General features: G+C 71.5%; 26 protein-coding genes and 1 pseudogene. 14 read left to right on the top strand and 13 right to left on the bottom strand.

Features of this window, described 5'->3' with window-relative positions; all coding sequences use genetic code 11:
• Window positions 1–112 precede the first annotated feature (112 nt).
• On the top strand, window positions 113–688 hold the full coding sequence (locus tag DEJ47_RS07225) for a TetR/AcrR family transcriptional regulator (protein ID WP_150166049.1): 576 nt from the start codon (window positions 113–115) through the stop codon (window positions 686–688).
• A 33-nt stretch (window positions 689–721) separates the two neighbouring features.
• Here the strand turns inward: DEJ47_RS07225 and DEJ47_RS07220 are convergent, their stop codons facing one another.
• The gene (locus DEJ47_RS07220) at window positions 722–1,369 is read right to left on the bottom strand and encodes a TetR/AcrR family transcriptional regulator (protein ID WP_150166047.1); all 648 of its coding nucleotides are present in this window, start codon (window positions 1,367–1,369) and stop codon (window positions 722–724) included.
• Window positions 1,370–1,441: 72 nt separating this feature from the next.
• Here DEJ47_RS07220 and DEJ47_RS07215 point away from each other — a divergent pair, with 72 nt between their 5' ends.
• The 3 genes and pseudogenes from DEJ47_RS07215 (at window position 1,442) to DEJ47_RS07205 (ending at window position 3,593) form a co-directional block, all read left to right on the top strand.
• On the top strand, window positions 1,442–2,593 hold the full coding sequence (locus DEJ47_RS07215) for an acyl-CoA dehydrogenase family protein (RefSeq protein ID WP_150166045.1): 1,152 nt from the start codon (window positions 1,442–1,444) through the stop codon (window positions 2,591–2,593).
• Window positions 2,594–2,663: 70 nt separating this feature from the next.
• Window positions 2,664–2,876 (top strand): annotated as a pseudogene (locus tag DEJ47_RS07210) (YiaA/YiaB family inner membrane protein); the annotation flags it as partial.
• A gap of 78 nt (window positions 2,877–2,954) precedes the next feature.
• Window positions 2,955–3,593: a TetR/AcrR family transcriptional regulator gene (locus tag DEJ47_RS07205; RefSeq protein ID WP_150166041.1), complete on the top strand. Its 639-nt coding sequence runs from the start codon at window positions 2,955–2,957 to the stop codon at window positions 3,591–3,593.
• Here the strand turns inward: DEJ47_RS07205 and DEJ47_RS07200 are convergent.
• Complete coding sequence (locus DEJ47_RS07200) at window positions 3,584–4,048, bottom strand: MaoC family dehydratase (RefSeq protein WP_150166039.1); 465 nt, start codon at window positions 4,046–4,048, stop codon at window positions 3,584–3,586. The two genes, DEJ47_RS07205 and DEJ47_RS07200, sit on opposite strands and share 10 nt — an antisense overlap.
• Before the next feature lie 94 nt (window positions 4,049–4,142).
• Between DEJ47_RS07200 and soxR the strand changes: the two genes are divergently transcribed.
• Together soxR and DEJ47_RS07190 are read left to right on the top strand one after the other, a co-directional pair.
• On the top strand, window positions 4,143–4,613 hold the full coding sequence (soxR, locus tag DEJ47_RS07195) for a redox-sensitive transcriptional activator SoxR (protein ID WP_150166037.1): 471 nt from the start codon (window positions 4,143–4,145) through the stop codon (window positions 4,611–4,613).
• A 121-nt stretch (window positions 4,614–4,734) separates the two neighbouring features.
• The gene (locus DEJ47_RS07190) at window positions 4,735–5,253 is read left to right on the top strand and encodes a hypothetical protein (RefSeq protein ID WP_150166035.1); all 519 of its coding nucleotides are present in this window, start codon (window positions 4,735–4,737) and stop codon (window positions 5,251–5,253) included.
• A gap of 12 nt (window positions 5,254–5,265) precedes the next feature.
• Here the strand turns inward: DEJ47_RS07190 and DEJ47_RS07185 are convergent, their stop codons facing one another.
• Complete coding sequence (locus DEJ47_RS07185) at window positions 5,266–5,874, bottom strand: hypothetical protein (protein ID WP_150166033.1); 609 nt, start codon at window positions 5,872–5,874, stop codon at window positions 5,266–5,268.
• 303 nt (window positions 5,875–6,177) lie between these two features.
• On the opposite strand from DEJ47_RS07185, the gene DEJ47_RS07180 reads away from it, so the two are divergent.
• Complete coding sequence (locus tag DEJ47_RS07180; RefSeq protein WP_150166031.1) at window positions 6,178–9,018, top strand: penicillin acylase family protein; 2,841 nt, start codon at window positions 6,178–6,180, stop codon at window positions 9,016–9,018.
• Window positions 9,019–9,030: 12 nt separating this feature from the next.
• On the opposite strand, the gene DEJ47_RS07175 is transcribed toward DEJ47_RS07180, so the two are convergent.
• Both DEJ47_RS07175 and DEJ47_RS07170 read right to left on the bottom strand, forming a co-directional pair.
• A complete protein-coding gene (locus tag DEJ47_RS07175) occupies window positions 9,031–10,296 on the bottom strand; it encodes a serine-threonine protein kinase (RefSeq protein WP_150166029.1) in 1,266 nt (421 codons plus the stop codon).
• A 55-nt stretch (window positions 10,297–10,351) separates the two neighbouring features.
• On the bottom strand, window positions 10,352–11,605 hold the full coding sequence (locus tag DEJ47_RS07170) for an MFS transporter (protein ID WP_150175476.1): 1,254 nt from the start codon (window positions 11,603–11,605) through the stop codon (window positions 10,352–10,354).
• A 234-nt stretch (window positions 11,606–11,839) separates the two neighbouring features.
• Here DEJ47_RS07170 and DEJ47_RS07165 point away from each other — a divergent pair, with 234 nt between their 5' ends.
• The 4 genes from DEJ47_RS07165 to DEJ47_RS07150 all read left to right on the top strand — a co-directional run bounded on the left by DEJ47_RS07165 (window position 11,840) and on the right by DEJ47_RS07150 (window position 15,706).
• The gene (locus tag DEJ47_RS07165) at window positions 11,840–12,541 is read left to right on the top strand and encodes an alpha/beta fold hydrolase (protein ID WP_150166027.1); all 702 of its coding nucleotides are present in this window, start codon (window positions 11,840–11,842) and stop codon (window positions 12,539–12,541) included.
• 100 nt (window positions 12,542–12,641) lie between these two features.
• The gene (locus DEJ47_RS07160) at window positions 12,642–13,409 is read left to right on the top strand and encodes an SDR family oxidoreductase (RefSeq protein WP_150166025.1); all 768 of its coding nucleotides are present in this window, start codon (window positions 12,642–12,644) and stop codon (window positions 13,407–13,409) included.
• Window positions 13,406–15,088 (top strand): class I adenylate-forming enzyme family protein, encoded by a 1,683-nt coding sequence (locus DEJ47_RS07155; protein WP_223828259.1) that lies wholly within the window; start codon window positions 13,406–13,408, stop codon window positions 15,086–15,088. The genes DEJ47_RS07160 and DEJ47_RS07155 overlap by 4 nt, the downstream gene beginning before the upstream one ends.
• Before the next feature lie 21 nt (window positions 15,089–15,109).
• Complete coding sequence (locus DEJ47_RS07150; protein WP_150166023.1) at window positions 15,110–15,706, top strand: TetR/AcrR family transcriptional regulator; 597 nt, start codon at window positions 15,110–15,112, stop codon at window positions 15,704–15,706.
• Between the two features lie 124 nt (window positions 15,707–15,830).
• Here the strand turns inward: DEJ47_RS07150 and DEJ47_RS07145 are convergent, their stop codons facing one another.
• The 3 genes from DEJ47_RS07145 to DEJ47_RS07135 all read right to left on the bottom strand — a co-directional run bounded on the left by DEJ47_RS07145 (window position 15,831) and on the right by DEJ47_RS07135 (window position 18,512).
• The gene (locus DEJ47_RS07145) at window positions 15,831–17,051 is read right to left on the bottom strand and encodes an acyl-CoA dehydrogenase family protein (RefSeq protein ID WP_150166021.1); all 1,221 of its coding nucleotides are present in this window, start codon (window positions 17,049–17,051) and stop codon (window positions 15,831–15,833) included.
• Window positions 17,052–17,057: 6 nt separating this feature from the next.
• Window positions 17,058–18,080, bottom strand: coding sequence for a phosphotransferase family protein (locus DEJ47_RS07140; RefSeq protein ID WP_150166019.1), 1,023 nt, complete (start codon window positions 18,078–18,080; stop codon window positions 17,058–17,060).
• Window positions 18,081–18,215: 135 nt separating this feature from the next.
• Complete coding sequence (locus DEJ47_RS07135; RefSeq protein WP_150166017.1) at window positions 18,216–18,512, bottom strand: hypothetical protein; 297 nt, start codon at window positions 18,510–18,512, stop codon at window positions 18,216–18,218.
• Window positions 18,513–18,644: 132 nt separating this feature from the next.
• Here DEJ47_RS07135 and DEJ47_RS07130 point away from each other — a divergent pair, with 132 nt between their 5' ends.
• On the top strand, window positions 18,645–19,580 hold the full coding sequence (locus DEJ47_RS07130) for an NADP-dependent oxidoreductase (protein WP_150166014.1): 936 nt from the start codon (window positions 18,645–18,647) through the stop codon (window positions 19,578–19,580).
• Between the two features lie 255 nt (window positions 19,581–19,835).
• Here DEJ47_RS07130 and DEJ47_RS07125 read toward each other — a convergent pair whose 3' ends face one another.
• Genes DEJ47_RS07125 through DEJ47_RS07105 form a run of 5 tightly spaced genes read right to left on the bottom strand, consistent with a single transcriptional unit; the run spans window position 19,836 to window position 22,644 of the window.
• Window positions 19,836–20,168: a DUF202 domain-containing protein gene (locus DEJ47_RS07125; RefSeq protein ID WP_150166012.1), complete on the bottom strand. Its 333-nt coding sequence runs from the start codon at window positions 20,166–20,168 to the stop codon at window positions 19,836–19,838.
• On the bottom strand, window positions 20,165–20,557 hold the full coding sequence (locus DEJ47_RS07120; protein ID WP_150166010.1) for a YidH family protein: 393 nt from the start codon (window positions 20,555–20,557) through the stop codon (window positions 20,165–20,167). Before DEJ47_RS07120 ends, DEJ47_RS07125 begins: the two co-directional genes overlap by 4 nt.
• A gap of 51 nt (window positions 20,558–20,608) precedes the next feature.
• The gene (locus tag DEJ47_RS07115) at window positions 20,609–21,145 is read right to left on the bottom strand and encodes an NUDIX hydrolase (RefSeq protein WP_150166008.1); all 537 of its coding nucleotides are present in this window, start codon (window positions 21,143–21,145) and stop codon (window positions 20,609–20,611) included.
• Between the two features lie 57 nt (window positions 21,146–21,202).
• Window positions 21,203–21,997 carry a glucose 1-dehydrogenase gene (locus DEJ47_RS07110; protein ID WP_150166006.1) on the bottom strand — a complete coding sequence of 265 codons (795 nt, stop codon included), beginning with the start codon at window positions 21,995–21,997 and terminating at the stop codon, window positions 21,203–21,205.
• A complete protein-coding gene (locus DEJ47_RS07105; RefSeq protein ID WP_150166004.1) occupies window positions 21,994–22,644 on the bottom strand; it encodes a TetR/AcrR family transcriptional regulator in 651 nt (216 codons plus the stop codon). Before DEJ47_RS07105 ends, DEJ47_RS07110 begins: the two co-directional genes overlap by 4 nt.
• A gap of 243 nt (window positions 22,645–22,887) precedes the next feature.
• Between DEJ47_RS07105 and DEJ47_RS07100 the strand changes: the two genes are divergently transcribed.
• Together DEJ47_RS07100 and DEJ47_RS07095 are read left to right on the top strand one after the other, a co-directional pair.
• The gene (locus tag DEJ47_RS07100; protein WP_150166002.1) at window positions 22,888–24,552 is read left to right on the top strand and encodes an FAD-binding dehydrogenase; all 1,665 of its coding nucleotides are present in this window, start codon (window positions 22,888–22,890) and stop codon (window positions 24,550–24,552) included.
• A gap of 210 nt (window positions 24,553–24,762) precedes the next feature.
• A complete protein-coding gene (locus DEJ47_RS07095) occupies window positions 24,763–25,725 on the top strand; it encodes a hypothetical protein (protein WP_150166000.1) in 963 nt (320 codons plus the stop codon).
• The last annotated feature ends 82 nt before the right edge of the window (window positions 25,726–25,807 follow it).

Raw genomic sequence — 25,807 nt, 5'->3', positions numbered from 1 at the left:
GAGACGGATGCAGGGTACATCTGTAGGGGGTCGGCTTGCGCGGACGGTTACTCCCGCTGTAGTACTCATGTTGTAGTGGTAGGTGTGTAGTACTGCGAATGGAGTGGTGTCGATGGTGCGCAGGAACGACGGGCGGCGGGCGGCTCTGGTCGATGCCGCCATCGAGGTGCTGGCCAGGGAAGGTGCGCGCGGGCTGACCTTCCGGGCCGTGGACACCGAGGCGGGCGTGCCCACCGGGACCGCGTCCAACTACTTCGGCAACCGCGACGACCTGCTCACCCAGGCCGGCGCCCGGGTCTACGAGCGCCTGACGCCCGAACCCGCCGAGGTCGAGCGGCAGCGTGCCGCCAAGCCGGACAAGGAGACCTATGTCGAGCTGATGCGGGAGGTCGTCGGCCGCGTCAGCGGTTTCCGTACGGGTTATCTGGCGCTGCTCGAACTCCGTCTGGAGGCCACCCGGCGCCCGGAGCTCCGCGCCGTCCTGACCGAGCGGGTCCGGGCGGACCTGGCGTCGAACCTCTCGTACCACGAGGCGTCGGGGCTGCCCGGCGACGCCACCGCCGTCAAGCTCCTCTACCTCGCCTTCAACTGGCTCATCGTCGAACAGCTCACCCTCCCCGACTTCCTCACCGACGCCGAGCGCGACGCCCTCGTCGCGGCCGCCGTGGACCGCATCGTCACGGACTGACGCGGGCCCCGGCGCGCGCGGGCGTCCGGTCCCTCAGGCCCGCGCCGCCACCTGCTCGTACTGCAGCGCCAGCCCGTCGAGCAGCGCCCGCAGGCCCACCTCGAAGGCCCGCTCGTCGATGACCTGCTGGCGGTCGGCGAGCAGGTGGGCCTGGCCGAGGTGCGGGTAGTCGGCGGGGTCGTACGCCGCCTCGTCGTCCACGAAGCCCCCGGCGAACGAGCCGATCGCGGAGCCCATCACGAAGTACCGCATCAGCGCGCCGATCGACGTCGCCTGCGCGGCGGGCCAGCCCGCGTCGACCATCGCGCCGAACACCGCGTCCGCGAGCCGCAGTCCGGCCGGCCTGCGCCCGGGGCCGCGCGCGAGCACCGGCACGATGTTGGGGTGCAGGGTGAGGGCCGCCCGGTAGGAGACCGCCCAGTCGTGCAGAGCCGTGCGCCAGTCCCGCGCGTCGTCGGGCTCGAACATCGACAGGTCGACCTGTGCGCTCACCGAGTCGGCGACCGCCTCCAGGATCTGGTCCTTGGTGCGGAAGTGGTTGTAGAGGGAGGGCCCGCTGACGCCGAGCTCCGCGGCGAGGCGGCGCGTCGAGACGGCCGCGAGCCCCTCGGCGTCCACGAGCGCGCGCGCCGTCTCGACGATGCGTTCTCGGCTGAGGAGGGGCTTGCGCGGTCGGGCCATGCGGCACATAGTAGGGCTGCCGCGAGAAACTAGCAGTGCTAATTTAAATGTCGACGTGAAGAGGTGCCCCCGATGAACCTGGAGCTCAGCGACGAGCAGACCGCCGTCCGGGAGCTGGCCGAGGACTTCGTCGCGCGCGAGATCGCACCGCACGTCGTCGAGTGGGACCGCGCGGAGAGCGTCGACCGCACCCTGGTGAAGAAGCTCGGCGAAGTCGGCTTTCTCGGGCTCACCATCGACGAGGAGTACGGCGGCTCGGGCGGCGACCACCTCGCGTACTGCCTGGTGACCGAGGAGCTCGGGCGCGGTGACTCCTCCGTGCGCGGCATCGTCTCCGTCTCGCTCGGCCTGGTCGCCAAGACCATCGCCCACTGGGGCAGCGAGGAGCAGAAGCGGCAGTGGCTGCCGGGGCTCACCTCCGGCGAGTACGTCGGATGCTTCGGGCTCACCGAACCGGGCACCGGCTCCGACGCGGGCAGCCTCAGCACGCGGGCGGTGCGCGACGGGGACTCGTACGTCGTCAACGGCACGAAGATGTTCATCACGAACGGCACCTGGGCCGATGTCGTGCTCCTCTTCGCCCGCACCGGCGACGCCCCCGGCCACAAGGGTGTGTCCGCCTTCCTCGTCCCCACCGACACCCCCGGCCTCACCCGCCGCACCCTCCACGGCAAGCTCGGCCTGCGCGGCCAGGCCACCGCCGAACTCGTCCTGGAGGACGTCCGCGTGCCCGCCTCGGCCATGATGGCGCCCGAGGGCAAGGGCTTCTCCGTCGCCATGTCGGCCCTCGCGAAGGGGCGGATGTCGGTGGCGGCGGGCTGCGTCGGCATCGCGAGGGCCGCCCTGGACGCGGCGGTGCGGTACGCCACCGAGCGCGAGCAGTTCGGGAAGACCATCGCCCACCACCAGCTGGTGCAGGAGCTGATCAGCGACATCGCGGTCGACGTGGACGCCGCGCGCCTGCTGACCTGGCGGGTCGCCGATCTGATCGACCGGGGGCAGCCGTTCGCCACGGAGTCCTCCAAGGCCAAGCTGTTCGCCTCCGAGGCCGCGGTGCGGGCCGCGAACAACGCTCTTCAGGTCTTCGGAGGGTACGGCTACATCGACGAGTACCCGGCGGGCAAGCTGCTGCGCGACGCCCGCGTCATGACCCTCTACGAAGGCACGAGCCAGATACAGAAGCTCGTCATCGGCCGCGCGCTGACGGGGGTTTCGGCCTTCTGAACCCTTCTGAGTACCGGCCTGAGTACGTGAGCGGATACCGGGTCCGCCGTTCCTCCCCGAAGCTGACGGCATGACCGATCCGTTCGTCAAACAGCAGCAGACCACCAACGCCTTCTACGGCCAGGCCGTCGCCTCCTTCGCGGTCTCCCTCGGTGCCGTCGCCGTCGGCATCGGCTACTTGGACGCATCGGCCTGGGTGCGGGGCTTCCTCGCCATCGCCGTGCTCTACCTGACGACCTCCGCGTTCACCCTCGCCAAGGTGATCAGGGACCGGCAGGAGGCGCCCTGACCCGGCCGACGCGCTAAGCGCTTGCTCACCGTCAGGGGTATGGTGTCCCTCCCGAACGGTGAAGGAGTGGACATGGGTACGGCGGAGGAGACGCCCGGCGAGGAGCAGCCGTGGGGCGAGGTCAGCCCCGACGCGGCCAGGCGGCTGCTGGTCGCCGCCGTCGAGGCCTTCGCCGAGCGTGGCTACCACGCGACGACGACCCGGGACATCGCGGGCCGTGCCGGCATGAGCCCCGCCGCGCTCTACATCCACTACAAGACGAAGGAAGAGCTGCTCCACCGCATCAGCCGGATCGGCCACGACAAGGCCCTGACGATCCTGCGGACCGCGGCGGACGGCGCGGGCGGCCCCGCCGAACGGCTCCAGGAAGCCGTCCGGTCCTTCGTCGGCTGGCACGCCGCGCACCACACGACCGCGCGGGTCGTGCAGTACGAGCTGGACGCGCTCGGCGACGAGCACCGTACCGAGATCGTCGCGCTGCGCCGCCAGTCGGACGCGGCCGTGCGGGACATCATCAACGACGGCGTGCGGACGGGGGAGTTCGACGTCCCCGACGTGCCCGGCACCACGCTCGCCGTCCTGTCGCTCTGCATCGACGTCGCCCGCTGGTTCAACGCGGCGGGACACCGGACGCCCGACGAGGTCGGCGCGCTCTACGCCGACCTCGTGCTGCGCATGGTGGGCGCCAGGCCCGTGGAGCCTCAGAAGTAGTAGCGCGACACCGACTCCGCCACGCAGGCCGGCTTGTCGCCGCCCTCGCGCTCGACGGTGACCTTGGCCGTCACCTGTACGCCGCCGTCCTTGGTCGGCGTGACGTCCGTGAGCACGGCGGTCGCGCGCAGCCGCGAGCCGACCGGCACGGGGGAGGGGAAGCGGACCTTCTCCGTGCCGTAGTTGAGGCCCATCTTCATGCCCTCGACGCGCATCGTCTGCGGCACCAGGATCGGCAGCAGCGACAGCGTCAGGTAGCCGTGCGCGATGGTCGTCCCGAAGGGGCCCTCGGCCGCCTTCTCCGCGTCCACGTGGATCCACTGGTGATCGCCGGTCGCCTCGGCGAAGAGGTCGATCCGCTTCTGGTCGATCTCCAGCCAGTCGCTGTACCCGAGCTGCTCGCCGACTCCGGCGCGCAGCTCCTCGGGCGACGTGAAGATCCTCGGCTCCGCCATGTCCCTGGCCTCCTAGACGTATGCAGACTAAGCGCTTGCTCAGCATGGTGCGTGGGCCCACGCGTGTCAACGGACCAGCCAGTAGGTTTGTGGTGTGCCCCAGATACCGGAGAAGGTCCACGAACTCACCGTCGGCCAGCTCGCCGACCGCAGCGGCGTCGCCGTGTCCGCCCTGCACTTCTACGAGTCCAAGGGCCTCATCACCAGCCGCCGCACCTCCGGCAACCAGCGCCGCTACCACCGGGACACGCTCCGCCGCGTCGCCTTCATCCGCGCCTCCCAGCGCGTCGGCATCCCGCTCTCGACGATCCGCGAGGCCCTCGACTCGCTCCCCGAGGAGCGCACGCCGACCCGCGAGGACTGGGCGCGGCTCTCCGAGGGGTGGCGCTCGGAGCTGGACGAGCGCATCAAGCAGCTGGGCAGGCTGCGCGACCACCTGACCGACTGCATCGGCTGCGGCTGCCTGTCCCTGGACACCTGCGTGCTGTCCAACCCCGACGACGTCTTCGGCGAGCGGCACAGCGGCTCCCGCCTCCTGGTGGACCGCGGACCCCGGAAGCGGTAGCGGCGACCGGTCCGGAATTTCCTGTGCCATGTCTGGCCGCAACTGGGTCCGGCGTATCAACGTGTGTTCTACGTAAGCGAATCCGCCGGCACAGACACAGACACAGAACGGGGGAGAGCCGATGTCCGTCGCCATTTGCTCACTGCTGTGGGACGCCGCACGCCACGGGAAGCAGGCCGTCAAGTACGACAGTGACGGCTACCACCTGGTGCGCTTCCCGTACGGCGCCGGTGACGAGTCGTACGATCCGTGGCGCATGCACGACCCGTCGAAGGGTCTGACGAGCCCTTCGGAGTACCCGGACGCGCGCTCAGGACTGATATGGCCCAGCCACGAGGGCTGGGGCATGCTCTCGGCGATGGTCTTCTGGGAGCCGGACGCGAAGGCGACCGAGTTCCGCTCGCGGTACGTCCGTGACCCGCTGAACCTCTCGACGGGGTACGACTCGACCGCGACGACCGACTCCGCGCCGACCAGGGGCGGGCAGTACAGGACCTACCTCTGGCAGATGTTCGTGCACCCGGGCACACCGCTCGGCCTGAAGATCTCGGCACGCGGCGTGGGAGACGTGAAGCTCCGCACGCCGCTGATCCACGCCCAGTTCAAACTGGCGATCCACACGGATGTGGTCACGCCCTGACCGCTCCGTTCCTCACGCCGACACCAGGGGACGCAACCGCCTCGCGCGCGCCCGGTCCACGGCGTCGGCCGTGAGGACCGGGCCGGGCACGACGATGCCGCAGCCCGTGCAGACCGCTCCCGACGACGGCTCGTGCGCCAGGCCGTGCTTCCAGGTGAGGGCGGTGTCCGCGCAGACGGGGCAGCTCGTGCCCGGCTCCCGCTCCAGCGCCGTGATGAGCCGGCGCAGGACCTCGGCGAGGGGTTCGTCCGGGTGGACGTCGGGGTCGTCGCACCAGGCCACGCCGCACCCACCCCAGGTGCAGCGGTGCCAGTCGTCGACGCTGCCGGGGCGCCTGAGCCCGTCGTGCTTCTCCTTGCGGCGGCGTTCGGCGAAATCCGCCTCGTAGGCGAGCCACACCGCCCGCGCCGCCTCCAGTTCGTTGAGCGCCGCCACCAGCCGCACCGGATCCGGTGACCTGTCCTCGGGCCCGAACCCCGCCCGGGCGCACAAATGGTCCCAGGTCGCCCGGTGGCCGTAGGGGGCGAACCTCTCCAGGCACTTGCGCAGCGAGTAGCGCCGCAGTGCCAGGTCGCTCTTCGGATCACGCACCTGTCTCGCGAGACTCCGGAATCCGGCCATCGCCCTGCACCTCCGTCACACGTACTTCCGTACTGGTACCCGTGTTCCGCTGTCGCCGGCGTCGATGTCGAATCGAGTCCATCGAGTCCGTCACGACGTCGCCGAGTAGACGTATCGACACGCGATTCGGCTCCCTCATCGCGCGACCGTTTTTCGCCTGCCCGCACGAGCTGCGGTGATGCAGGCGCATGGGGGGCGCGTTGTGGTGATTCGGAAAAGGCGACGCTTGTTCATCTTTCACGTTGGGCAACCCGCCAGTAGCCTCCGCCGCATCGGTCTTCCGCAGAAACCGGAGGAGCACCCATGCGACGACGCATCGTCAGGCTCAGAACACTCACCGCGGGGGCGGCGCTCGCGCTCGGCGCGTCCCTGCTCGCGCCCCTGCCGGGCGCCGTCGCCGGTCCCCGGGAACCGGCCCCGAAGGAGCGGTCCGCGGCCGAGGACACGGACCTCTGCGGAGGCCAGTGCGCGGACGTCCTGCCGCCCGGCACCAACGGCAACGCGACGCTCGCCGAGATCCTCGCCCACCGCGTCCTCGGCACCAGACCCGCGCACGCGGACGACCAGTTGGGCCCGTACGACGCGCTCTCCTCCGGCTATCCGTCGCTCACCGACGACAAGCTCACCGAGTTCTTCAACGATGCCTCCTTCGGCGTACCCGGCGATCGGATAGCCTCCGTCACCAAGCCGCGCGACGACGTGACGATCACCCGGGACAAGAAGTACGGCGTCCCGCACATCAAGGGCACCACCCGCTACGGCACCGAGTTCGGCGCGGGCTTCGCCGCCGGGCAGGACCGGCTCTGGCTCATCGACCTCTTCCGGCACATCGGGCGCGGGCAGCTGACGTCGTTCGCGGGCGGCGCGCCCGCAAACCAGGGCCTGGAGCAGCAGTTCTGGCCGCAGGCCCCGTACACGGAGAAGGACCTGGAGAAGCAGGTCGAGTACATCAGGTCGACGCAGGGCGAGCGCGGCAGGCAGGCCATGGAGGACGCGCAGGCCTACATCGACGGCCTCAACGCGTACCGCACCAAGTCCAAGAACGGCCGCTACTTCCCCGGCGAGTACGTCCTGACCGGGAAGATAGACGCGATCACCAACGTCGGCGAGATCGAACCCTTCAAGATCACCGACATGATCGCGCTGGCCTCCGTGGTCGGCGGGCTGTTCGGCAACGGCGGCGGCGGCGAGGTCGAGTCCGCCCTCTCCCTCCTGGCGTCCCAGAAGAAGTACGGCGTCGAGAAGGGCACGCGGGTCTGGGAGTCCTTCCGCGCCCGCAACGACCCCGAGGCCGTCCAGACCATCCACGACGGCACGAGCTTCCCGTACGCGGGCAAGCCGGAGAAAGCACGCGGCACCGCCATGCCCGACCCCGGCTCGGTCGAGCGTGAACAGCTCGTGTACGACCGCGAGGGCGGCGCCAGGACCGGCGCCAAGGACCCCGTGAAGGCCCCGAAGAAGCTGAGGCCCGCGCAGGGCATGTACGACAAGGGTGTCCTGCCCCCGGACCTGTTCAAGGCCGACGGCCACAAGAAGGGCATGTCCAACGCCCTGCTCGTCGCCGGGAAGCACACCGCGAGCGGCAACCCCGTCGCCGTCTTCGGCCCGCAGACCGGCTACTTCGCACCCCAGCTCCTCATGCAGCAGGAGCTCCAGGGCCCCGGCATCAGCGCACGCGGCGTCTCCTTCGCGGGCGTCGGCATGTACGTCCAGCTGGGACGCGGCCAGGACTACGCCTGGTCGGCCACCTCCGCCGGGCAGGACATCACCGACACGTACGCCGTCGAACTCTGCGAACCGGGTGGCGGCGCTCCCACCAAGCAGTCGGCCGGCTATCGGTACCGCGGCACCTGCCTGCCCATGGAGAAGATGGAGCGCAAGAACGCCTGGAAGCCGACCGTCGCCGACTCCACTGCCGCGGGCTCCTACCGCATGCAGGTCTTCCGCACGAAGTACGGCATCGTCACGCACCGCGCGACCGTCGACGGCAAACCCGTCGCGTACGTCTCGCTGCGCTCCACCTACCGCCACGAAGCCGACTCGATCATCGGCTTCCAGATGCTGAACGACCCCACGTACGTCAAGGACTCCTCGACGTTCAAGAAGGCCGCGCAGAACATCAGCTACGCCTTCAACTGGTTCTACGCCGACTCCCGCGACATCGCGTACTACAACAGCGGCGCCAACCCCGAGCGCGCCGACGGCGTCGACCCCGCCCTGCCGGTCACGGCCCGGCAGGACCTCGAATGGCGTGACTTCGACCCGGAGAACAACACCTCCGCGCAGACCCCGCCCGCCGCACACCCGCAATCCGTCAACCAGGACTACTACATCTCCTGGAACAACAAGCAGGCCAAGGACTTCAGCACGGCGGGCTTCGGCGTCAGCGCCGTGCACCGCGGCGACCTGCTCGACGGACGCGTCAAGAGGCTCACCGAGCAGGGCGGCGTCACCCGCGCCTCCCTCACCCGGGCCATGTCCGAGGCCGCCGTCACCGACCTGCGCGGCGAACAGGTGCTGCCCGAGCTCCTGAAGGTGCTGCGCAGCAAGCCGGTCACCGACCCGCAACAGGCCAAGGCGGTGGAGCAGTTGGAGGCCTGGGGCAAGGCGGGCGCCCAGCGCAACCAGACGGCGGCGGGCTCCAAGACGTACGCCCACCCCGACGCCGTGCGCATCATGGACGCCTGGTGGCCGCGGCTGATCGAGGCCGAGTTCAAGCCGGGCCTCGGCACGGAGCTGTACGACGCCCTCACCTCCCAGCTCGCCACCGACGAGGCGCCGTCCGCCGGGCACGGGCCGACGGGGGCGCACGCCGGATCGGCCTTCCAGTACGGCTGGTGGGGCTATGCCGACAAGGACCTGCGCAAGGTCCTCGGGCAGCCGGTGAAGGGCGAGCTCGCCGACACCTACTGCGGTGGCGGCGAACTCGACGCCTGCCGCGACGCCCTGCTCACCACCCTCGGGCAGGCCGCCGCGAAGCCCGCCACCGAGGTCTACCCCGGTGACGACGCGTGCAAGGCCGGGGACCAGTGGTGCGCGGACTCCGTCATCCACCGGGCGCTCGGCGGCATCACGCACAAGCCGATCCAGTGGCAGAACCGCCCGACGTACCAGCAGGTCGTCGAGTTCCCCCGCCACCGGTAGACCGGAGGACCCTTACGACCGGGCGATCCGCCCCGCCGCGAACACGACGTGGGCCAGTTCCTCGTGGCACACGTCGCTGTGCGCGCCGGAGGGCGGGCCGCCCCGGCGCACCACCGACGCCGCGTCGATGCTGACGCACCCCTTGGCCGGCACCTTCTCGCCGAGCTTGATGCGTTTGGTGCCGGTCACGGACCGGATGCCGTTGTAGCCGATGGCGCCCCACCGCTCCCACAGGCCGAGGAAGCCGGAGGAGTCCCCCGCCAGCTTGGAGGCCAGGGGGTACAGCCGGCCGAGGGCGTCGTCGTGGTGCGAGTAGCAGGAGACCAGCGGCCCGTCGATGCGCTTCTGCATCCCGTGCAGCGCCCCGCCGCGCGACGTGTCGTGGGGCAGCCGCTCGGCGAACGTGTAGTGCGAGAAGGCGCCCTGGAGGAGCGTCACCGACTTCACCGCGCGCACGTCGGCGGGCATCCCGCGCAGCGCGTACGACACCAGCCGGCCCCCGAAACTGTGCCCGATGAGGTGCACCCTCACCGTCGGCACGTCCGCCGCGAGCAGACCGATCGCGGGCCCGAGCCCCAACTGGCCGACCGCGCCCGCACGGCGCTTCATCGCGTAGTACGTGCCCTGGCGCAGCAGTTCGTACGCGCCGTCCCACAGGCGGTTGCGCAGTTCGCTGAGGAGGAGGGGCTCGCCGGTGTCCGCGCGGGCGGCGGCGAACACCTCGCAGACCTTGACCGCGTCGTCGGTGAGCATGGCGGGCTCGCCCGCCCCGGTGTCCTGCCCGAAGTGCCGGGCCGGGTGGGTCTCGCGCAGGGACACCAGCTCGCGCACGTGCCGCCCGAACTCGTAGACACGCGACGGCACTTCGGAGCGTTCGGCGAGCAGTTCGGCGATCCGGTCCAGGGTCGCCGCGTGGTCGGGGAAGGCGCGGTCGAGCGCCTCCCGGGTGGTCGCGTCGAGCACGGGCTCGCCCGGTGGGGTGGCGGCGACGGGCGCGGCCGACGGGTCGAAGTCGGGGATGGGTTCGTCGGGGAACCGGATCGCGGGCCACAGCACCCCCACGTAGCCGAGGCGCACCCCCGTTCCGGCGAGATCCCGGCAGGGGGTGAAGAACCGCCGGTACAGCTGCCTGGCGTCCTTCTTCTCGTTGTTCCAGCCGTGCGCGAAGACCAGCAGGTCGGTGACGTTTTCACGTTCCGCGCCGGCCAGCAACTGCGCGCGCTGAGCGGTGTCGACGTCGCCGTCGGCGTCGAAGGTCAATTCCCAGTAGGGCTCCACGCCGGTATGGTCCTGCCGCCCGGGCCACCTGGCCAGATGCGCGGCATGGGCACGTTCACGCGAGTTCCCGCTCGCGTGTCTCGGGCAGGGCGAGGACGCACGCCAGCGACACGACCGCCATCGCGCTCACGTACCAGCCCACCGACGACGAGCCGAACGCCGACTGCAGCCGGGTCGCCACCAGCGGCGAGACGGCGCCGCCGAGGACACCGCCCAGGTTGTACGCGAGGGAGGCGCCCGAGTAGCGCACGTTCGTCCCGAACAGCTCGGGCAGGTAGGCGCCCATCGGGCCGTAGACGACGCCCATGCAGAACAGCGCGCCGCCGAGCGCCAGGGCGACGAGCACCGGCTGCCCGGTGTCCAGGAGCGGGAAGAGCACGAGCCCCCACACCACCGCGAGCGCCGAGCCCGCGAGGACCAGCCTGCGGCGCCCCGCTCCGTCGGAGCGCGTCGCGGCGAGCCAGGTGCCGGCGGCGAGGAAGAGGCAGGCCACGAGGGAGAGGCCCAGCATGGTGTCGCGGGAGATGCGCAGGGTGCCGGTGGCGTACGCGAGGCAGTACGTCGTGGCCGTGTAGAAGAGGCCGTACGCGACGACCATGCCGCCCGCGCCGAGGAGCAGTTCGCGCGGGTGGCGGCGGAGCACGTCGAGCGTGGGCGCCTTGCTCGCCTCCTGCGCCGCCATGACCTTCGCGAACACCGGCGTCTCACTGATCCGGAGCCGCACGAAGAGGCCGACGCCGACGAGCAGGAAGGAGAGCAGGAACGGCACGCGCCAGCCCCAGGAGCGGAACGCGTCGTCGGAGAGCGCGGACGACAGCAGCCAGAAGACGCCGGTCGCCGCGAAGAACCCGACGGACGGGCCGAGTTGCGGGAACGCCGCGTACATCCCGCGCTTCCTCCTCGGCGCGTGCTCCACCGCGAGCAGCGCCGCGCCGCCCCACTCGCCGCCGAGGCCGATGCCCTGCAGGAAGCGGAGCAGGATGAGCAGCAGCGGTGCCCAGACGCCCCACGTGCCGTAGCCGGGCAGGAGCCCGACGAGGGCGGTGGAGAGGCCCATCAGGAGCAGCGAGGCCACCAGGACGGACTTGCGGCCGACGCGGTCGCCGAAGTGCCCGAAGATCACCGAGCCGATGGGACGGGCCGCGAACGCCACCGCGTACGTGGAGAACGACGCGAGGGTGGCGTTGACCGGGTCGAGGGTCGGGAAGAATGCCTCGTTGAGGACGAGTGCCGCTGCCGTGCCGTAGATGTAGAAGTCGTAGAACTCGATGGCCGTTCCGATGAACGAGGCCACGGCCACCCGGCGCATGCTCTCGCCAACGCCGTGCCCGCCGTCCCCGGCGCCGTCCGCACCCGTTCCGGCGGCACCGACCTGCTGTTTCGATGTCTCAGTCGCTTCGCTGTGCACGAGCGGCACTCTCGTGGTGGGTGTAGGGGGCAGTCAATAGCTGATACGGCTGGTCTCGGTGGCTGAGACGTGTGTGCGACGACGGCCACCGGAGGGGTCTGCCCCGTTTCGCCCCGGGCGTGTACGTTCTCCGCCATGGCGGAATTCATACTGGTGGCAGGCGCGTGGCTCGGCTCCTGGGCATGGGAGGACGTGGCACGGGACCTGCGGGCCGCCGGACACGGCGCCCACCCCCTGACTCTCTCCGGCCTCGCCGACAAGCAGGACGCCCCCGCCGGGCAGCGGACCCACGTGCGCGACATCGTCGACGAGGTCGAACGCCTCGACCTGCGCGACGTCGTCCTCGTCGGGCACAGCTACGCGGGCATCCCCGTCGGCCAGGCGGCCGAGCGCATCGGAGACCGGCTGGCCCGCGTCGTGTTCGTCGACGCCGTCGTGCCCGTCGACGGCGAGTCGTTCGCCTCCCTGTGGTGGCAGGGCCAGCAGGCGTTCGAGGACATCCTCGACGACGGCGACGGCGCGTGGCTGCTCAACGCGGCGGAGTTCGACGGACAGGGGCTCGACAGCGAACAGGTCGCCAGAATCGCGAGCGGCGCGACACCGCACCCGGGCGCCACCCTGACCGAGCCCGCCGTCCTGGAGCGCCCGCTCGGCGAACTGCCCACCACGTACGTCAAGTGCCTGCTCGACGGCGAGGAGCCGTCCGACGACGCGGCCGACCTGCTCAAGAGCGAGCGCTGGCGGCTCGTCGAGATGGACACCGGGCACTGGCCGATGTTCTCCCAGCCGCGCGAACTGGCGCGGATCCTGCACGCGAGCGTCACGGGCAGGCCATAGCGCTTCGGAGGCCCCGAACCTGGGCCTCCGCACCCCTTTCCCCGCGACATACCGACTGGTTAGTCTGCCAGCGAAGCCGAGCCGCGGGCGAAGGAGAACGATCGTGGAAACCCTGCTGGACAAGGGAGTCGTCGTCACGGGCGGAGGGGGCGGCATCGGGGCCGCGCTCGCCCGCCGCTTCGCCGCCGAAGGGGCCCGCGTCGTCGTCAACGACCTCGACGGCACCAAGGCGAAGGCCGTCGCCGACGAGATCGGCGGCATCGCCGTGCCCGGCGACGCGTCCGCGATCGTGCCCGAGGCCCGTGAGGCGCTCGGCGGCACCGTCGACGTGTACTGCGCCAACGCCGGGCTCGGCTCCGGCGGCAGCGAGGCCGCGCCCGAGGAGGTCTGGGCCGCCGCCTGGGACGTCAACGTCATGGCGCACGTGCGGGCGGCCCACGCGCTGCTCCCGGACTGGCTGGAGCGGGGGAGCGGCCGCTTCGTCTCCACCGTCTCCGCGGCCGGCCTGCTCACGATGATCGGCGCCGCGCCGTACAGCGTCACCAAACACGGCGCGTACGCGTTCGCCGAGTGGCTCTCCCTCACGTACCGCCACCGCGGCATCAAGGTCCACGCGATCTGCCCGCAGGGCGTGCGCACCGACATGCTCGCCGCCACCGGCACCGCGGGCGACCTCGTGCTCACCCCCACCGCCATCGAGCCGGACGACGTCGCCGCCGCGCTCTTCGCCGGCATGGCGGAGGACCGCTTCCTGGTCCTGCCGCACCCCGAGGTGGCCGCGTTCTACCGGGCCCGCGCCGAGACCCCCGACAAGTGGCTGAAGGGCATGAACCACATCCAGCGGAAGTGGGAGGAGAACGAGCGGTGAGCGACTCCCTGCCTGTCGGGTCCCCGTACACCGCCAAGCCCTGGCTGGCCCGGCTCAATGACGCCCAGCGCGCCCCCGTCCACCCCGCGCCCTCCGTGCCGGACGCGTTCCGCGCGGCCGTCGCCCGCGCCCCCGAGCACATCGCCCTCGCCTACTTCGACGGGCGCCTGACCTACCGCGAGACCGACGCCCTCAGCGACTCCGTCGCCGGACACCTCGCCGCACGCGGCGTCGCCCGCGGCGACCGCGTCGCGATCCTCCTGCAGAACACCCCGCACTTCGTGCTCGCGCTCCTCGGCGCCTGGAAGACGGGCGCCACCGTCGTCCCCGTCAACCCCATGTACCGCACGGCGGAGGTCCGGCACGTCCTCGCCGATGCCGGAGTGACCGCGCTGATCTGCTCCGACCGCGCCTGGGAGACGTATCTGCGCGACACCGCCGCCGACTCGCCGGTCCGTGTCGTCCTCACCGCCTGCCAGCTCGACCTGCAGACCCGGAACGACACCCGGGTCCTCGACTTCGCACGCCTGCCCGTCGCCGACGACGCCGACGACCTGATCGCCGTCGCCCGCCAGGGGCTCCCCGCCCCGGCCGACCGTGCCCTCGCCCCCTCCGACGTCGCGCTGATCAGCTACACCTCGGGCACCAGCGGCACCCCCAAGGGCGCCATGAACACCCACGGCAACATCACCTACAACGCGGAGCGCCAGCGCACCGGATCCGGCATACCGGAACGCGCCTGCTATTTCGCGATGGCGCCGCTCTTCCACATCACCGGCATGGTCGCCCAGGTCGCCGCCTGCATCGCCAACGCGGGCACGCTCGCGCTCGCCTACCGCTTCGAGGCCGGGGTGGTCCTCGACGCCTTCGCCGAGCACCGGCCCGCGTACACCGTCGGCCCCTCCACCGCCTTCATGGCGCTCGCCGCCCACCCCTCCGTGAGCCGCGCCCACTTCGACTCCTTCGCGATGATCTCCTCCGGCGGCGCGCCGCTGCCCCCGGCCCTCGTCGAGAAGTTCCGCGCCTCCTTCGGCCCCTACCTCCACAACGGCTACGGCCTCACCGAGTGCACCGCGCCCTGCGCCTCCGTGCCGCCCGGCCAGGAGGCCCCGGTCGACCCGGTCTCGGGCACCCTCGCCGTCGGCGTACCGGGTCCCGAGACGGTCGTACGCATCCTGGACGACCTCGGCGAAGAGGTGCCGTTCGGGGAGCACGGCGAGATCGTCGTCCGCGGCCCCCAGGTCGTCCCCGGCTACTGGCAGCGCCCCGACGCCACCGCCGAGGCCTTCCCCGACGGGGAACTGCGCACCGGCGACATCGGCTTCATGGACCCGGCGGGCTGGCTCTACGTCGTCGACCGCAAGAAGGACATGATCAACGCGTCCGGCTTCAAGGTGTGGCCCCGCGAGGTCGAGGACGTCCTCTACACCCACCCCGCCGTCCGCGAGGCGGCCGTCGTCGGCGTCCCCGACAGCTACCGCGGCGAGACCGTGAAGGCGTACGTCAGCCTCCGCCCCGGCAGCGACACCGGGCCCGACGACCTGACCGCGTACTGCAGGGAACGGCTCGCCGCGTACAAGTATCCGCGCGAGGTCGAGGTGCTGGAGGAGTTGCCGAAGACGACAAGTGGGAAGATCCTCCGGCGGGAACTGCGTTCCCGTCCGACCGACAGCAAGTGAAGCGAAAGGCAGGTGGCGGCAGTGGCCAGAACGACGGACGGTGACGGCACGCCCGTCCCGCAGCGACTCCTCGCCGCCGCCACCAGGCTCTTCGCCGACCAGGGCTACGACCGCACGTCGGTCCAGGAGATCGTGGAGGCGGCCGGCGTCACCAAGGGCGCGCTCTACCACTACTTCGGCTCCAAGGACGACCTGCTCCACGAGGTCTACGCCCGGCTGCTCCGCGTCCAGCAGGAGCGGCTCGACGCCATCGCCGACGCGGACGCGCCGGTCGCCGACCGGGTCCGCGACGCCGCGGCGGACGTCGTCGTCAGCACGATCGACAACCTCGACGACGCGTCGATCTTCTTCCGCTCCATGCACCATCTGGGGCCGGAGAAGAACAAGCAGGTCCGGGCGGAACGGCGCCGCTACCACGAGCGTTTCCGTGCGCTGATCGAGGAGGGGCAGGAGTCGGGCGTCTTCTCCACGGCGACGCCCGCGGACCTGGTGGTGGACTACCACTTCGGCTCCGTCCACCACCTGTCCACGTGGTACCGCCCGGAGGGCCCGCTCTCCCCCCAACAGGTGGCCGACCACCTGGCCGACCTCCTCCTGAGGGCCCTGCGGGCCCCGTAAGGGGCGCGGGGAACCGCGCGTTCAGCCCCCGCCGGGGGCGCGGTCGCGTCTGCCGCGGCAGGTTGCATGGCGCGTGCGGCTCGCCGAGGGCCGCTCGCGCAGTTCCCCGCGCCCCTGAAGGGCGCTACACGTACCGCTTGAGTTCGCGGTGGGCCAGCGATCGCAGATGAACCTCGTCCGGCCCGTCGGCCAAGCGCAGCGTCCTCGCCGCGGCCCACAGCTCCGCGAGCGGGAAGTCCTGACTGACACCGCCCGCCCCGTGCAGCTGCACCGCGCGGTCGAGGATGTCCACCACCGCGCGGGGCGTCGCGATCTTGATGGACTGGATCTCCGTGTGCGCGCCCTTGTTGCCGACCGTGTCCATCAGCCACGCCGTCTTCAGGACCAGGAGCCGCAGCTGCTCGACGGCGACCCGCGCGTCCGCGATCCACTCCTGCACGACACCCTGCTGGGCGAGCGGTTTCCCGAAGGCCGTACGCGACACGGCGCGTCGGCACATCAGCTCGATGGCCCGCTCCGCCATGCCGATCAGCCGCATGCAGTGGTGGATGCGGCCCGGACCGAGCCGTGCCTGCGCGATGGCGAAGCCGCCGCCCTCCTCGCCGATGAGGTTCGACACGGGAACGCGGACCCGGTCGAAGACGACCTCGGCGTGACCTCCGTGGTAGTGGTCCTCGTACCCGTACACCCGCATGGCGCGCCGGACTTGAAGCCCGGGGGTGTCGCGCGGGACGAGCACCATCGACTGCTGGCGGCGGATGTCCGTGCCGTCGGGGTCGGTCTTGCCCATCACGATGAAGATCTTGCAGTCCGGGTTCATCGCCCCGGAGATGTACCACTTGCGCCCGCTGATGACGTACTGGGAGCCGTCGGCGGAGCGCTCGATGCGCGTCGTGATGTTCGTGGCGTCGGAGGAGGCGACCTCCGGCTCGGTCATCGCGAACGCCGAGCGGATCTCACCGGCCAGCAGCGGCTCCAGCCACTGCTTCCGCTGTTCCTCGCTGCCGAACTGCGCGAGCACCTCCATGTTGCCGGTGTCGGGCGCGGCGCAGTTCAGCGCGGTGGGCGCGAGTTGGGGGGAGCGGCCGGTGATCTCGGCGAGCGGCGCGTACTGGAGGTTGGTGAGCCCGGCACCGTGCTCGGCATCGGGCAAGAACAGGTTCCACAGGCCCTGCCTGCGTGCCTCGGCCTTCAGCTCCCCGACCACGGCGGGCGTGTCCCAGGGAGAGGCGAGCGCGGCCCGCTGCTCCTCGGCGACGGCCTCGGCCGGGTACACGTGGTCGTCCATGAAGGCGAGCAGCCTGTCGCGCAGCTCTTCGGTGCGGGCGTCGTATGCGAAGTCCACGGAGGGTCAGCCTTCCTGGAGGGTCGTCAGACCGTGCTGGATGAAGACGGGCACCAGCTCGCCGATCCTGTCGAAGCCCGCACCGACCGTCTGGCCCAGCGTGTAGCGGTAGTGGATGCCCTCCAGGATCACGGCGAGCTTGAACCACGCGAACGCCGTGTACCAGGAGACGGCCGACACGTCGCGCCCCGAGCGCACGGCGTACCGCTCGATCAGCTCGGCGGGGTCCGGATGGCCCGGCGCGCCCGCCGTGGTGCTGACGGGGGAGTCGGGCACCTCCAGTCTCGCGCTGTACATCACGAGCAGGCCGAGGTCGGTGAGCGGATCGCCGAGCGTGGACATCTCCCAGTCGAGGATGGCCTTGATCCGGTCGTCGTCGCCTATCAGGACGTTGTCCAGGCGGTAGTCGCCGTGGATGACGGTGGGCGCGGGAGAGTCGGGGAGGGAGCGGCCGAGCGCCGCGTGCAGCTCGTCGATGCCGGCGAGCTCGCGGTTGCGGGACGCGTCGAGCTGCTTGCCCCAGCGCCGCAGCTGCCGGTCGAGGAAGCCTTCGGGCCGCCCGAAGTCGCCGAGCCCGACGGCCGCCGGGTCGACGGCGTGCAGGTCGACGAGGGTGTCGACGAGGCCGAGCACCGCGGCACGGGTGCGCTCGGGACCGAGCGGCGCGAGCTCCTCGGCGGTGCGGTACGGGGTTCCGTCCACGAACTCCATCACGTAGAACGGCGACCCGAGGACGGATTCGTCCTCGCAGAGCAGGACGGGCGCGGGTACCGGCACGTCCGTCGGGTGCAGCGCGGCGATCACCCGGTGCTCGCGCCTCATGTCGTGCGCGGTGGCGAGGACGTGGCCCAGCGGGGGTCGCCGGACCACCCAGCGCGAGGTTCCGTCGGTGACGGCGTACGTGAGGTTCGACCGTCCGCCCTCGATGAGCCGGGCGGAGAGCGGGCCGCCGACCAGACCGGGCCGCTCGCGGTCGAGGTGGCCGCGCAACTGGTCGAGGTCGAGGCCCGGCGGGTGGTCTGAGCTCATCTTCGCTCCTGATCGGCGTGGTGGTGGCGGGCCACCGCGTGGGTGACTGCCCTCCATGATGCCGACCAGTCGGTATGCCGTCCAGAGGCTGCCGCGCCCCGTCACGGGGCGCGGGCGGAGTGGCGGCCGCGGGGCTCAGTGGTCGTCCCAGTGCCCGTCGTGCGACGCGTGCCGGTGGCCGTCGTGCAGATAGTCGACGTGGTCGCCGTGCGTCACGGAGTCGTGCCCGCAGCCGTCCCCGTGCTGGTGGTCGTGGCCCTGGTGCGCGGTGTGGCCGGTCGGCTCGCACTCGTCGTAGTGGTCGGAGTGCAGGCGGTGCATGTGGCCGTCGTGCGCGTAGTCGACGTGGTCGCCGTGCGGCACCTCGGGGTGGCCGCAGGCCGGACCGTGGACGTGGTCGTGCACCGGGTGTTCGTGGTGGAGGGTGGTCATGGCGCGCACCTTCTGTGGCTCCGGGGAAGGGTTGACCCTCTCAGGCTAGCCCCCGATGCCCCTTTATTTCCTTTATGCGAGTCTTGGCAGTCTCGACGGTGTTTCCCCCGACCTCCGCGAAGGCGACCCCTCATGAAGGCGATCAGTTACCGCAGCTACGGCGGGCCCGAAGTCCTCGAGTACGGGGAGGTGCGCGACCCCAAGGTCGGCCCCGACTCCGTCCTGGTGAAGGTCCGTGCCGCCGCCGTGAACCCCGTCGACTGGAAGTGCAGGGAGGGCCACCTCGACGGTCTCCTGGACCCCGTCTTCCCCGTGATCCCCGGCTGGGACGTCTCCGGCGTGGTGGTCCAACCGGGCGCGGCGGCACCGGAGTTCGCGGTGGGGGACGAGGTCATCGGCTACGTACGCGAGGACTTCCTCTCCCGCGGCACCTTCGCGGAGTACGTCGCCGCGCCGATCCGCACCCTCGCCCGCAAGCCACGCAACCTCACCTTCGAGGAGGCCGCGGGGCTGCCCCTCGCCGGCCTCACCGCGTACCAGGTCATCAACCAGGCGCTCGAGGTCACCGAGGGCGACGTCGTCCTCGTGCACGCGGCGGCGGGCGGCGTCGGCTCGATCGCCGTGCAGCTGGCCCGGCACGCGGGTGCCCGCGTCATCGGCACCGCGAGCGAACGCAACCACGACTACCTGCGCGACCTTGGCGCCGAGCCGGTCACGTACGGGGACGGTCTGGTGGACCGGGTCCGCGGACTGGCCCCGGAGGGCGTCGACGCGGCGTTCGACCCGGTGGGCGGCGACACGCTGAAGGCGTCCGCGGAGCTCCTCTCGCCGGGCGGCCGCCTCGCGTCCATCGCGGACGGCGGAGTGATCGGCCTCGGCGGCCACTACTGCTTCGTACGTCCCGTCGCCGCGGACCTCCAGCGCCTGTCCGAACTCGCCGAGCAGGACGTCGTGACCGTCCACGTGGACAGGACGTTCCCGCTGGAGCGGGCGGCCGAGGCGCACCGGCTGAGCGAGGAGGGCCGGACGAGGGGGAAGATCGTGGTGACGGTGGAGTGGAAGGAGTGAGGGCCGGGCGGCCCACCGGTCCGGGGAACGCAACGCCGACGTCGGTTCCGCCGGGCACTGGGCCGCGGGACACCCCGCCGCCCGCAGGAGGGCGTCGAAGTGATGCACCGCGGAGAGGAAGGCGCTTCGCCCCTCGTGCATGAGGTCCGCACTCTTCGCCCGCTCCTCGCGCCCCCCGGGCACGTCGAGCAGCCGCGTCCCCTCGGGGCAGAGGGAACCTCGCGAAGTACGCGTATGGTCACGCCTTCCGCGGGGTCAGATCAGCATCACCACCGCGCACACCGCCAGCGCCACCGTGCACAGCGCCGCCGCCCGCGCCGCCCCCAGTGACATCGTGCGGGGCCGGGGCGCCGTCAGCGTGACCATCCGGCGGTGGGCCACCGCCAGGAAGCCGAGCCAGAGCAGCAGGCACAGGGCGCAGGCGAGCACGCCGAACGCCGTGGCCCCGTCGTGCAGGACCGCGCGGGCGGCGAGCACCGCGGCCACCGTGCACGACAGGGTGGTACGCCGCCACGCGAGACGGGTGCGCTCCGGCTGCAGCCCGGGGTCACGGACCTGCGCGGACCCCTGACCGGCCGCCTGCGTCACCCCTCCCACCCGAACAGCACGACCACCACCATGGCGAGCGCGACCACCGCGACCGCCAGGCTCAGCACCGTCGGGAAGCGGCTGGACGGCAGGTCGTCGCCGCGCCGCATGGCCCGCTCGCAGCGCACCCAGTGGTTGACCGCGCGCAGCGCGCACAGGACCCCCGAGACGAGCAGTGCGAGCGCGAGCCCGATCCGCCACCCCCAGCGCAGGTCCGGCAGGAACTGGTCCACGGCGAAGCCGCCGCCGATCAGCGCGAGCGCGGTGCGCAGCCAGGCCAGGAAGGTGCGTTCGTTGGCGAGGGAGAAGCGGTAGTCCGGGGTGTCGCCGTCCTCGCGGATCCGCTCGGGCGCGAACCACAGCTTCAGGCTCTGTACGAAAGTGCTCACGGCCGCACCCTAGGCGGTGACGATCAAGCCGCGTCGCTCACGCCGCGTCGGTCATGCCGCGCGGAAGGCCCTCAGCCGGTGGTAGGCGTCGAGCCCGTCGGGCACCCACTCCCACTCGCCGAGCCGCCGCTCCAGCTCGTCCTCCGTGATGAACGCGTGCCAGGCTACCTCTTCGACCTGCGGCCGCACGGGCAGCTCGCAGCGGACTTCGTAGAGGTACGACCACCAGGTCTTCCCCGCCCCGTCGTCGTACAGGAACTTGAACAGCGGGGTGGGGCGCGGCAGTCCGTGGACGCCGAGCTCCTCCTCCGCCTCGCGCAGCGCCGCGTCGTCGCAGGACTCCCCGGCGCCGACCACCCCGCCGACGAACATGTCGTACAGCGAGGGGAAGACCAGCTTGGTCGGGGTGCGGCGGTGCACGAAGACGCGTCCCTCGGCGTCGCGCGCCAGGATGAACGCGCAACGGTGGCGCAGCCCGCGCGCGTACGCCTCGCCGCGCCGGGATTCGCCGACCACCTCGTCGTGCTCGTCGACGATGGTGATCATCTCTTCGCTGGGGTCGGGCGCGGGCCCGCGGTCGCCGGTCATGCGCCCCATCCAACCGCACTCCGCCGCGAGAGCACCGGCGAGGCGGTCACCGCTGGGTCACTGGCCCATGACGTACTTCACGGTCGGGCCCGCCGTCCAGCCGCCGTCGACGGCTAGCTCGGCGCCCGTGACGTAGGAGGCGGCGTCGGAGAGCAGGAAGACCATGGCGCCCGCGATCTCGTGCGGCTCGCCGACCCGGCCCATCGGGGTGTTGGGGTACTTGCCCTCGCCCTTCTCGATGCCGACCTGGGCCGTCATGGGGGTGTACGTCATGCCGGGGTGGACGGAGTTGACGCGGATGCGGGCCGTGCCGAGCTCCACCGCGCCGATCTTGGTGAGGCCGCGCACGCCCCACTTGGACGCGCCGTATCCGGCGGTCAGCGCCAGGCCCATCAGCCCGGCGGCGGACGAGATGTTCACGATGGAGCCGCCCCCGGCCTCCTTCATGGCCGGGATCACGGTCTTCATGCCGATGAAGACGCCGGTGAGGTTGATGTCGAGGACCTTGCGGAAGTGCTCGACGGACTCCGACTCCAGGAACTGGCCGGTGGATATACCGGCGTTGTTCACCAGGCCGTGCAGACCGCCGAACCCGGTGACGGCGAGGTCGACGACGCGCCGCCAGTCCTCCTCCGACGTCACGTCGTGGTGCGCGAACCGGGCGCGCTCGCCGAGTTCCGCGGCGGTGGCCTCGCCCTCGTCCACGAGGACATCGGTGAGGACGACGTTCGCGCCCGCGGCGACGGCCTGGCGCGCGGCCTCCGCGCCGAGGCCGCGCGCGGCGCCGGTGATGACGACGGTGCGGCCGGTGAGGTCGTACTGCCCGGTGGGGTGGCTGTCGTGTCGGCTCATGCGGTGTCTCCAGGGATGGGATGCGGGGCCCGCAGCAGCGCTGCGGTGGTGGCGGCGAGATCGGCCAGGAAGACGTCCTCGCCGGTCAGGGGGGTGGTGCCGGCCAGGTACTGGCGCGCGCGGTCGCCCAGCGCGGCGCCGACCAGCGTGAGGGCGAGGTCGATCCGTTCCAGGCGGACCGGCTCGGGCAGGGCGGGGACGAGGGCGACGAGGCAGTCCTCGATCCGTCCGATGAGCGTCCAGTAGACGGTGCCGTCGAGGGTGGGGTGCGGGGTGCGGGTGCGGACGCCGCTCTCGTGGCTGAGCTGGGCGGAGATCCGCAGGCAGCGGCGCCCGCGCTCGGTGCGGAGCTCGGTGGCCTCGGCGCGGACGAGGGCGGCGAGCAGTCCGTGCAGGCCGATGTCGTCGCCGGCGCGGGCGAGCTCGGCGGTGAGGACCTGCTCGGTGCGGTGCTGGCGGGCGGCCATCACGGCGTCGAGGAGGCCCGCGCGCGAGCCGAAGTGGTACTGGACGGCGGACGGGTTGCTCTGCCCCGCGAGCCGCACGATGTCCCGCAGCTGGGCCCCGTCCACGCCCTGAGCGGCGAAGACCTCTTCCCCGGCACGGATGAGCTTCTCCCGGGTCTCGGGACCTGAGGTTCTGGGCATGAGGCCATGGTAATGCTGCCCATTATTAAAAGGCGACGCGGACAGGAGCCCGGGATACGGGCAAGGGGCCCGGCCGACCATGACCGCCGCCGACCCGCCGGCCCGCCCGCGCCGTGCACCGGATCTCGGCGAACTCCCTCGCCCTGTCGGTTGACGTCCGTCACTCCGCTGCCCAGGATCTGACCTGTGCGTGAGATGACCCACCAGTAACCTTGCGGGACCTTGTCGAGGAGGACGACCTCAATGGCGTACGACGCAGATGTGATCGTGATCGGGGCAGGGCTGGCGGGACTCGCGGCGACCGCGGAGCTCGTCGACGCGGGCCGCCGGGTCATCCTCGTCGACCAGGAGCCCGAGCACGCGATCGGCGGTCAGGCGCACTGGTCCTTCGGCGGTCTGTTCTTCGTCGACTCGCCCGAGCAGCGGCGGATGCGGATCAAGGACTCGCACGCGCTCGCGCTCCAGGACTGGATGGGGACGGCGGCGTTCGACCGCCGGGAGGACCACTGGCCGCGCAAGTGGGCGGAGGCGTACGTCGACTTCGCGGCCGGCGAGAAGCGGTCCTGGCTGCACGGGCAGGGCGTCCGGTTCTTCCCCGTCGTCGGCTGGGCGGAGCGCGGCGGCTACGACGCGCAGGGCCACGGCAACTCGGTGCCCCGGTTCCACATCACCTGGGGCACGGGCCCCGGGCTGCTCGCACCGTTCGTGCGACGGGTGCGGGCGGGGGCCGCGCGCGGCCTCGTGCAGCTGAGGTTCCGGCACCGGGTCACGGGTCTCTCGCGCAGCGCGGGCAGCGTCGACACGGTCTCCGGCGAGGTGCTCGAACCGTCGGCCGTCGAGCGGGGTGAGGCCAGCAGCCGCGTGGTGACCGGCGGCTTCGAGTTCCGGGCCCAAGCGGTGATCGTCACCTCCGGCGGCATCGGCGGCAACCACGACCTCGTCCGCGCCAACTGGCCCGAGCGGCTCGGCACCCCGCCCCGGAAGATGATCTCCGGCGTCCCCGCCCACGTGGACGGCCGGATGCTCGGCATCGCCGAGGACGCGGGCGCCCACCTGATCAACCGCGACCGGATGTGGCACTACACCGAGGGCATCCAGAACTGGAACCCCATCTGGGACCGGCACGGCATCCGCATCCTGCCGGGCCCCTCCTCGCTCTGGCTCGACGCGCGCGGCGACCGGCTGCCGGTGCCGCTGTTCCCCGGCTTCGACACGCTCGGCACCCTGGAACACATCATGAGGTCCGGACACGACTACACGTGGTTCGTGCTCAACCAGCGCATCATCGGCAAGGAGTTCACCCTCAGCGGCTCGGAGCAGAACCCCGACCTGACGGGCAAGTCCGTGCGCGGCGTCATCGACCGGGCCCGCTCCGAAGTGCCGGGCCCCGTCAAGGCGTTCATGGACCACGGCGTCGACTTCGTCGTGGAGAAGGACCTCGGTGCCCTCGTGCGTGGCATGAACGCCCTCACCGGGAACTCGGCGAATCCCCTCATCGACGAGGACACCCTGCGCCGCACCATCGCCGCCCGCGACCGCGAGATCGCCAATCCCTTCACCAAGGACCTCCAGGTGACGGCCATCCGCGGCGCCCGCAAGTTCCTCGGCGACCGGCTCATCCGCGCCGCCGCCCCGCACCGCATCCTCGACCCCAAGGCCGGCCCGCTCGTCGCCGTCCGCCTCAACATCCTCACCCGCAAGACCCTCGGCGGCCTGGAGACCGACCTGTCCTCGCGCGTCCTGACCGAGGGCGGGCAGCCGCTCCCGGGTGTGTACGCGGCCGGGGAGGCCGCCGGATTCGGCGGCGGGGGAGTGCACGGCTACCGCTCGCTCGAAGGAACCTTCCTCGGCGGCTGCCTCTTCTCGGGCCGCACGGCGGGCCGCGCCGCCGCCCGCGCGGTGAAGTGAACGCGGTCCTGGCCCAGTCCGAGTTCGATGCGAGTGTTTCTCGAGTGCGGGGTGGTAGAGGAGTTCGCCCAGGTGACGGGTGAAGTCTGAGGATTCTGAGACGAGTTGGTGAAGGCGCTGAGACCACCGGGCCTTGACGTGGAGCAGTGCCTACCGCTTTGCTGTGCGTGATCATCCGTACGCAAGCCGCCTCGGGGAGGACGTCCCGCGGTGTCACCACCCCCGCCCCCACTGGGCCGATCCCGCAAGAAGGCCGCGGGGCACGCCTTCGACGCCGCACTCGACGACGCCGAACTCGTCGCCGCACGCGCGGCCTTGGCGCAGGGCCGCTGGACCGAGGTCCGCGCGCTGCTCGCCGCCACCGGCGACGACTGGGACCGCAGGGGACACCGCGTCGACGTCCTCGCACAGGAACCCACCACCACCGCGTGGGCCCGCGACTGGCGGCTCGCCGAGCCCGAGAGCCACGACGCCGAGGTACTGCTCGCGTTCGCCGCCGTGCACAAGGCGCTGCGCGGGAAGGAACGTTCGGGCAAGGTGCGCGAGAGGTGCCGCGAGGCAGCGGCCCGTGTGCCCGCCGACCCCACCCCGTGGCTCGCGCTGCTCATCCTCGAACGCGCGCTGGGCCACGAGGAGGACGTCGTGCGCCTCTTCGACGAGATCAGGCACCGGCACCCCGAACACCACCACGCGCACCACCTGATGGTGGCCCGCCTCGCCGAGCGGCGACCCGGCGCGGGCCAGGACCCGATGCACGAGGTGTACGACTTCGCGTCCTGGGCCGCCGAACAGGCGCCCGCGGACTCACCGCTCGCCGTCCTGCCCGTCGTCGCGCACGCCGAGCGCTACCGCGTCCTCGCCCACGCGGGCCTCGAACCCGCCGACCCCGCCGCGTCCGGGCACTGGGTCGGCCGTCGCGCCCGTGGCGTCATGAAGGCAGCCTTCGACTGGTGGCTGGAGTGGGAGACGCCCGACGAACCCGGCCACCCCCGCTGCCACATCGACCTCAACTTCCTTGCCCACGCGAAGTCCTGCGAGGGCAGGGCGGCCGAAGCCGCCGTGCTCTTCCACCGCATCGGACGGCACGCGACCCCGGCCCCCTGGTCGTACCCGGACCGGGACCCGTACGAGGCGTTCACCGCCGCACGGGCCGCCGCTTTCGGCTCTGTCTGAACCCTGAAGCCTGAACCCTGAAGCCTGAAGCAGTCTCCGCACCTCTCCTGCAGCACTCTCCGAACCTTCGAAGAACCTCCGA

It is taken from the genome of Streptomyces venezuelae (assembly GCF_008642355.1).
Lineage (GTDB): Bacteria > Actinomycetota > Actinomycetes > Streptomycetales > Streptomycetaceae > Streptomyces > Streptomyces venezuelae_B.
This window is presented reverse-complemented; position numbering and strand designations above follow the sequence as displayed.

Excerpts from the sequence above, each read along its gene's own strand:
- DEJ47_RS07225 (WP_150166049.1), top strand. The coding sequence starts at position 113 with ATGGTGCGCAGGAACGACGGGCGGCGGGCGGCTCTGGTCGATGCCGCC.
- DEJ47_RS07165 (WP_150166027.1), top strand. The coding sequence starts at position 11,840 with ATGGCGGAATTCATACTGGTGGCAGGCGCGTGGCTCGGCTCCTGGGCA.
- DEJ47_RS07170 (WP_150175476.1), bottom strand. The coding sequence starts at position 11,605 with ATGCGCCGGGTGGCCGTGGCCTCGTTCATCGGAACGGCCATCGAGTTC.
- DEJ47_RS07185 (WP_150166033.1), bottom strand. The coding sequence starts at position 5,874 with ATGGCCGGATTCCGGAGTCTCGCGAGACAGGTGCGTGATCCGAAGAGC.
- DEJ47_RS07180 (WP_150166031.1), top strand. The coding sequence starts at position 6,178 with ATGCGACGACGCATCGTCAGGCTCAGAACACTCACCGCGGGGGCGGCG.
- DEJ47_RS07135 (WP_150166017.1), bottom strand. The coding sequence starts at position 18,512 with ATGACCACCCTCCACCACGAACACCCGGTGCACGACCACGTCCACGGT.
- DEJ47_RS07205 (WP_150166041.1), top strand. The coding sequence starts at position 2,955 with ATGGGTACGGCGGAGGAGACGCCCGGCGAGGAGCAGCCGTGGGGCGAG.
- DEJ47_RS07110 (WP_150166006.1), bottom strand. The coding sequence starts at position 21,997 with ATGAGCCGACACGACAGCCACCCCACCGGGCAGTACGACCTCACCGGC.
- DEJ47_RS07140 (WP_150166019.1), bottom strand. The coding sequence starts at position 18,080 with ATGAGCTCAGACCACCCGCCGGGCCTCGACCTCGACCAGTTGCGCGGC.
- DEJ47_RS07100 (WP_150166002.1), top strand. The coding sequence starts at position 22,888 with ATGGCGTACGACGCAGATGTGATCGTGATCGGGGCAGGGCTGGCGGGA.
- DEJ47_RS07115 (WP_150166008.1), bottom strand. The coding sequence starts at position 21,145 with ATGACCGGCGACCGCGGGCCCGCGCCCGACCCCAGCGAAGAGATGATC.
- DEJ47_RS07220 (WP_150166047.1), bottom strand. The coding sequence starts at position 1,369 with ATGGCCCGACCGCGCAAGCCCCTCCTCAGCCGAGAACGCATCGTCGAG.
- DEJ47_RS07215 (WP_150166045.1), top strand. The coding sequence starts at position 1,442 with ATGAACCTGGAGCTCAGCGACGAGCAGACCGCCGTCCGGGAGCTGGCC.
- DEJ47_RS07130 (WP_150166014.1), top strand. The coding sequence starts at position 18,645 with ATGAAGGCGATCAGTTACCGCAGCTACGGCGGGCCCGAAGTCCTCGAG.
- DEJ47_RS07105 (WP_150166004.1), bottom strand. The coding sequence starts at position 22,644 with ATGCCCAGAACCTCAGGTCCCGAGACCCGGGAGAAGCTCATCCGTGCC.
- DEJ47_RS07200 (WP_150166039.1), bottom strand. The coding sequence starts at position 4,048 with ATGGCGGAGCCGAGGATCTTCACGTCGCCCGAGGAGCTGCGCGCCGGA.
- DEJ47_RS07190 (WP_150166035.1), top strand. The coding sequence starts at position 4,735 with ATGTCCGTCGCCATTTGCTCACTGCTGTGGGACGCCGCACGCCACGGG.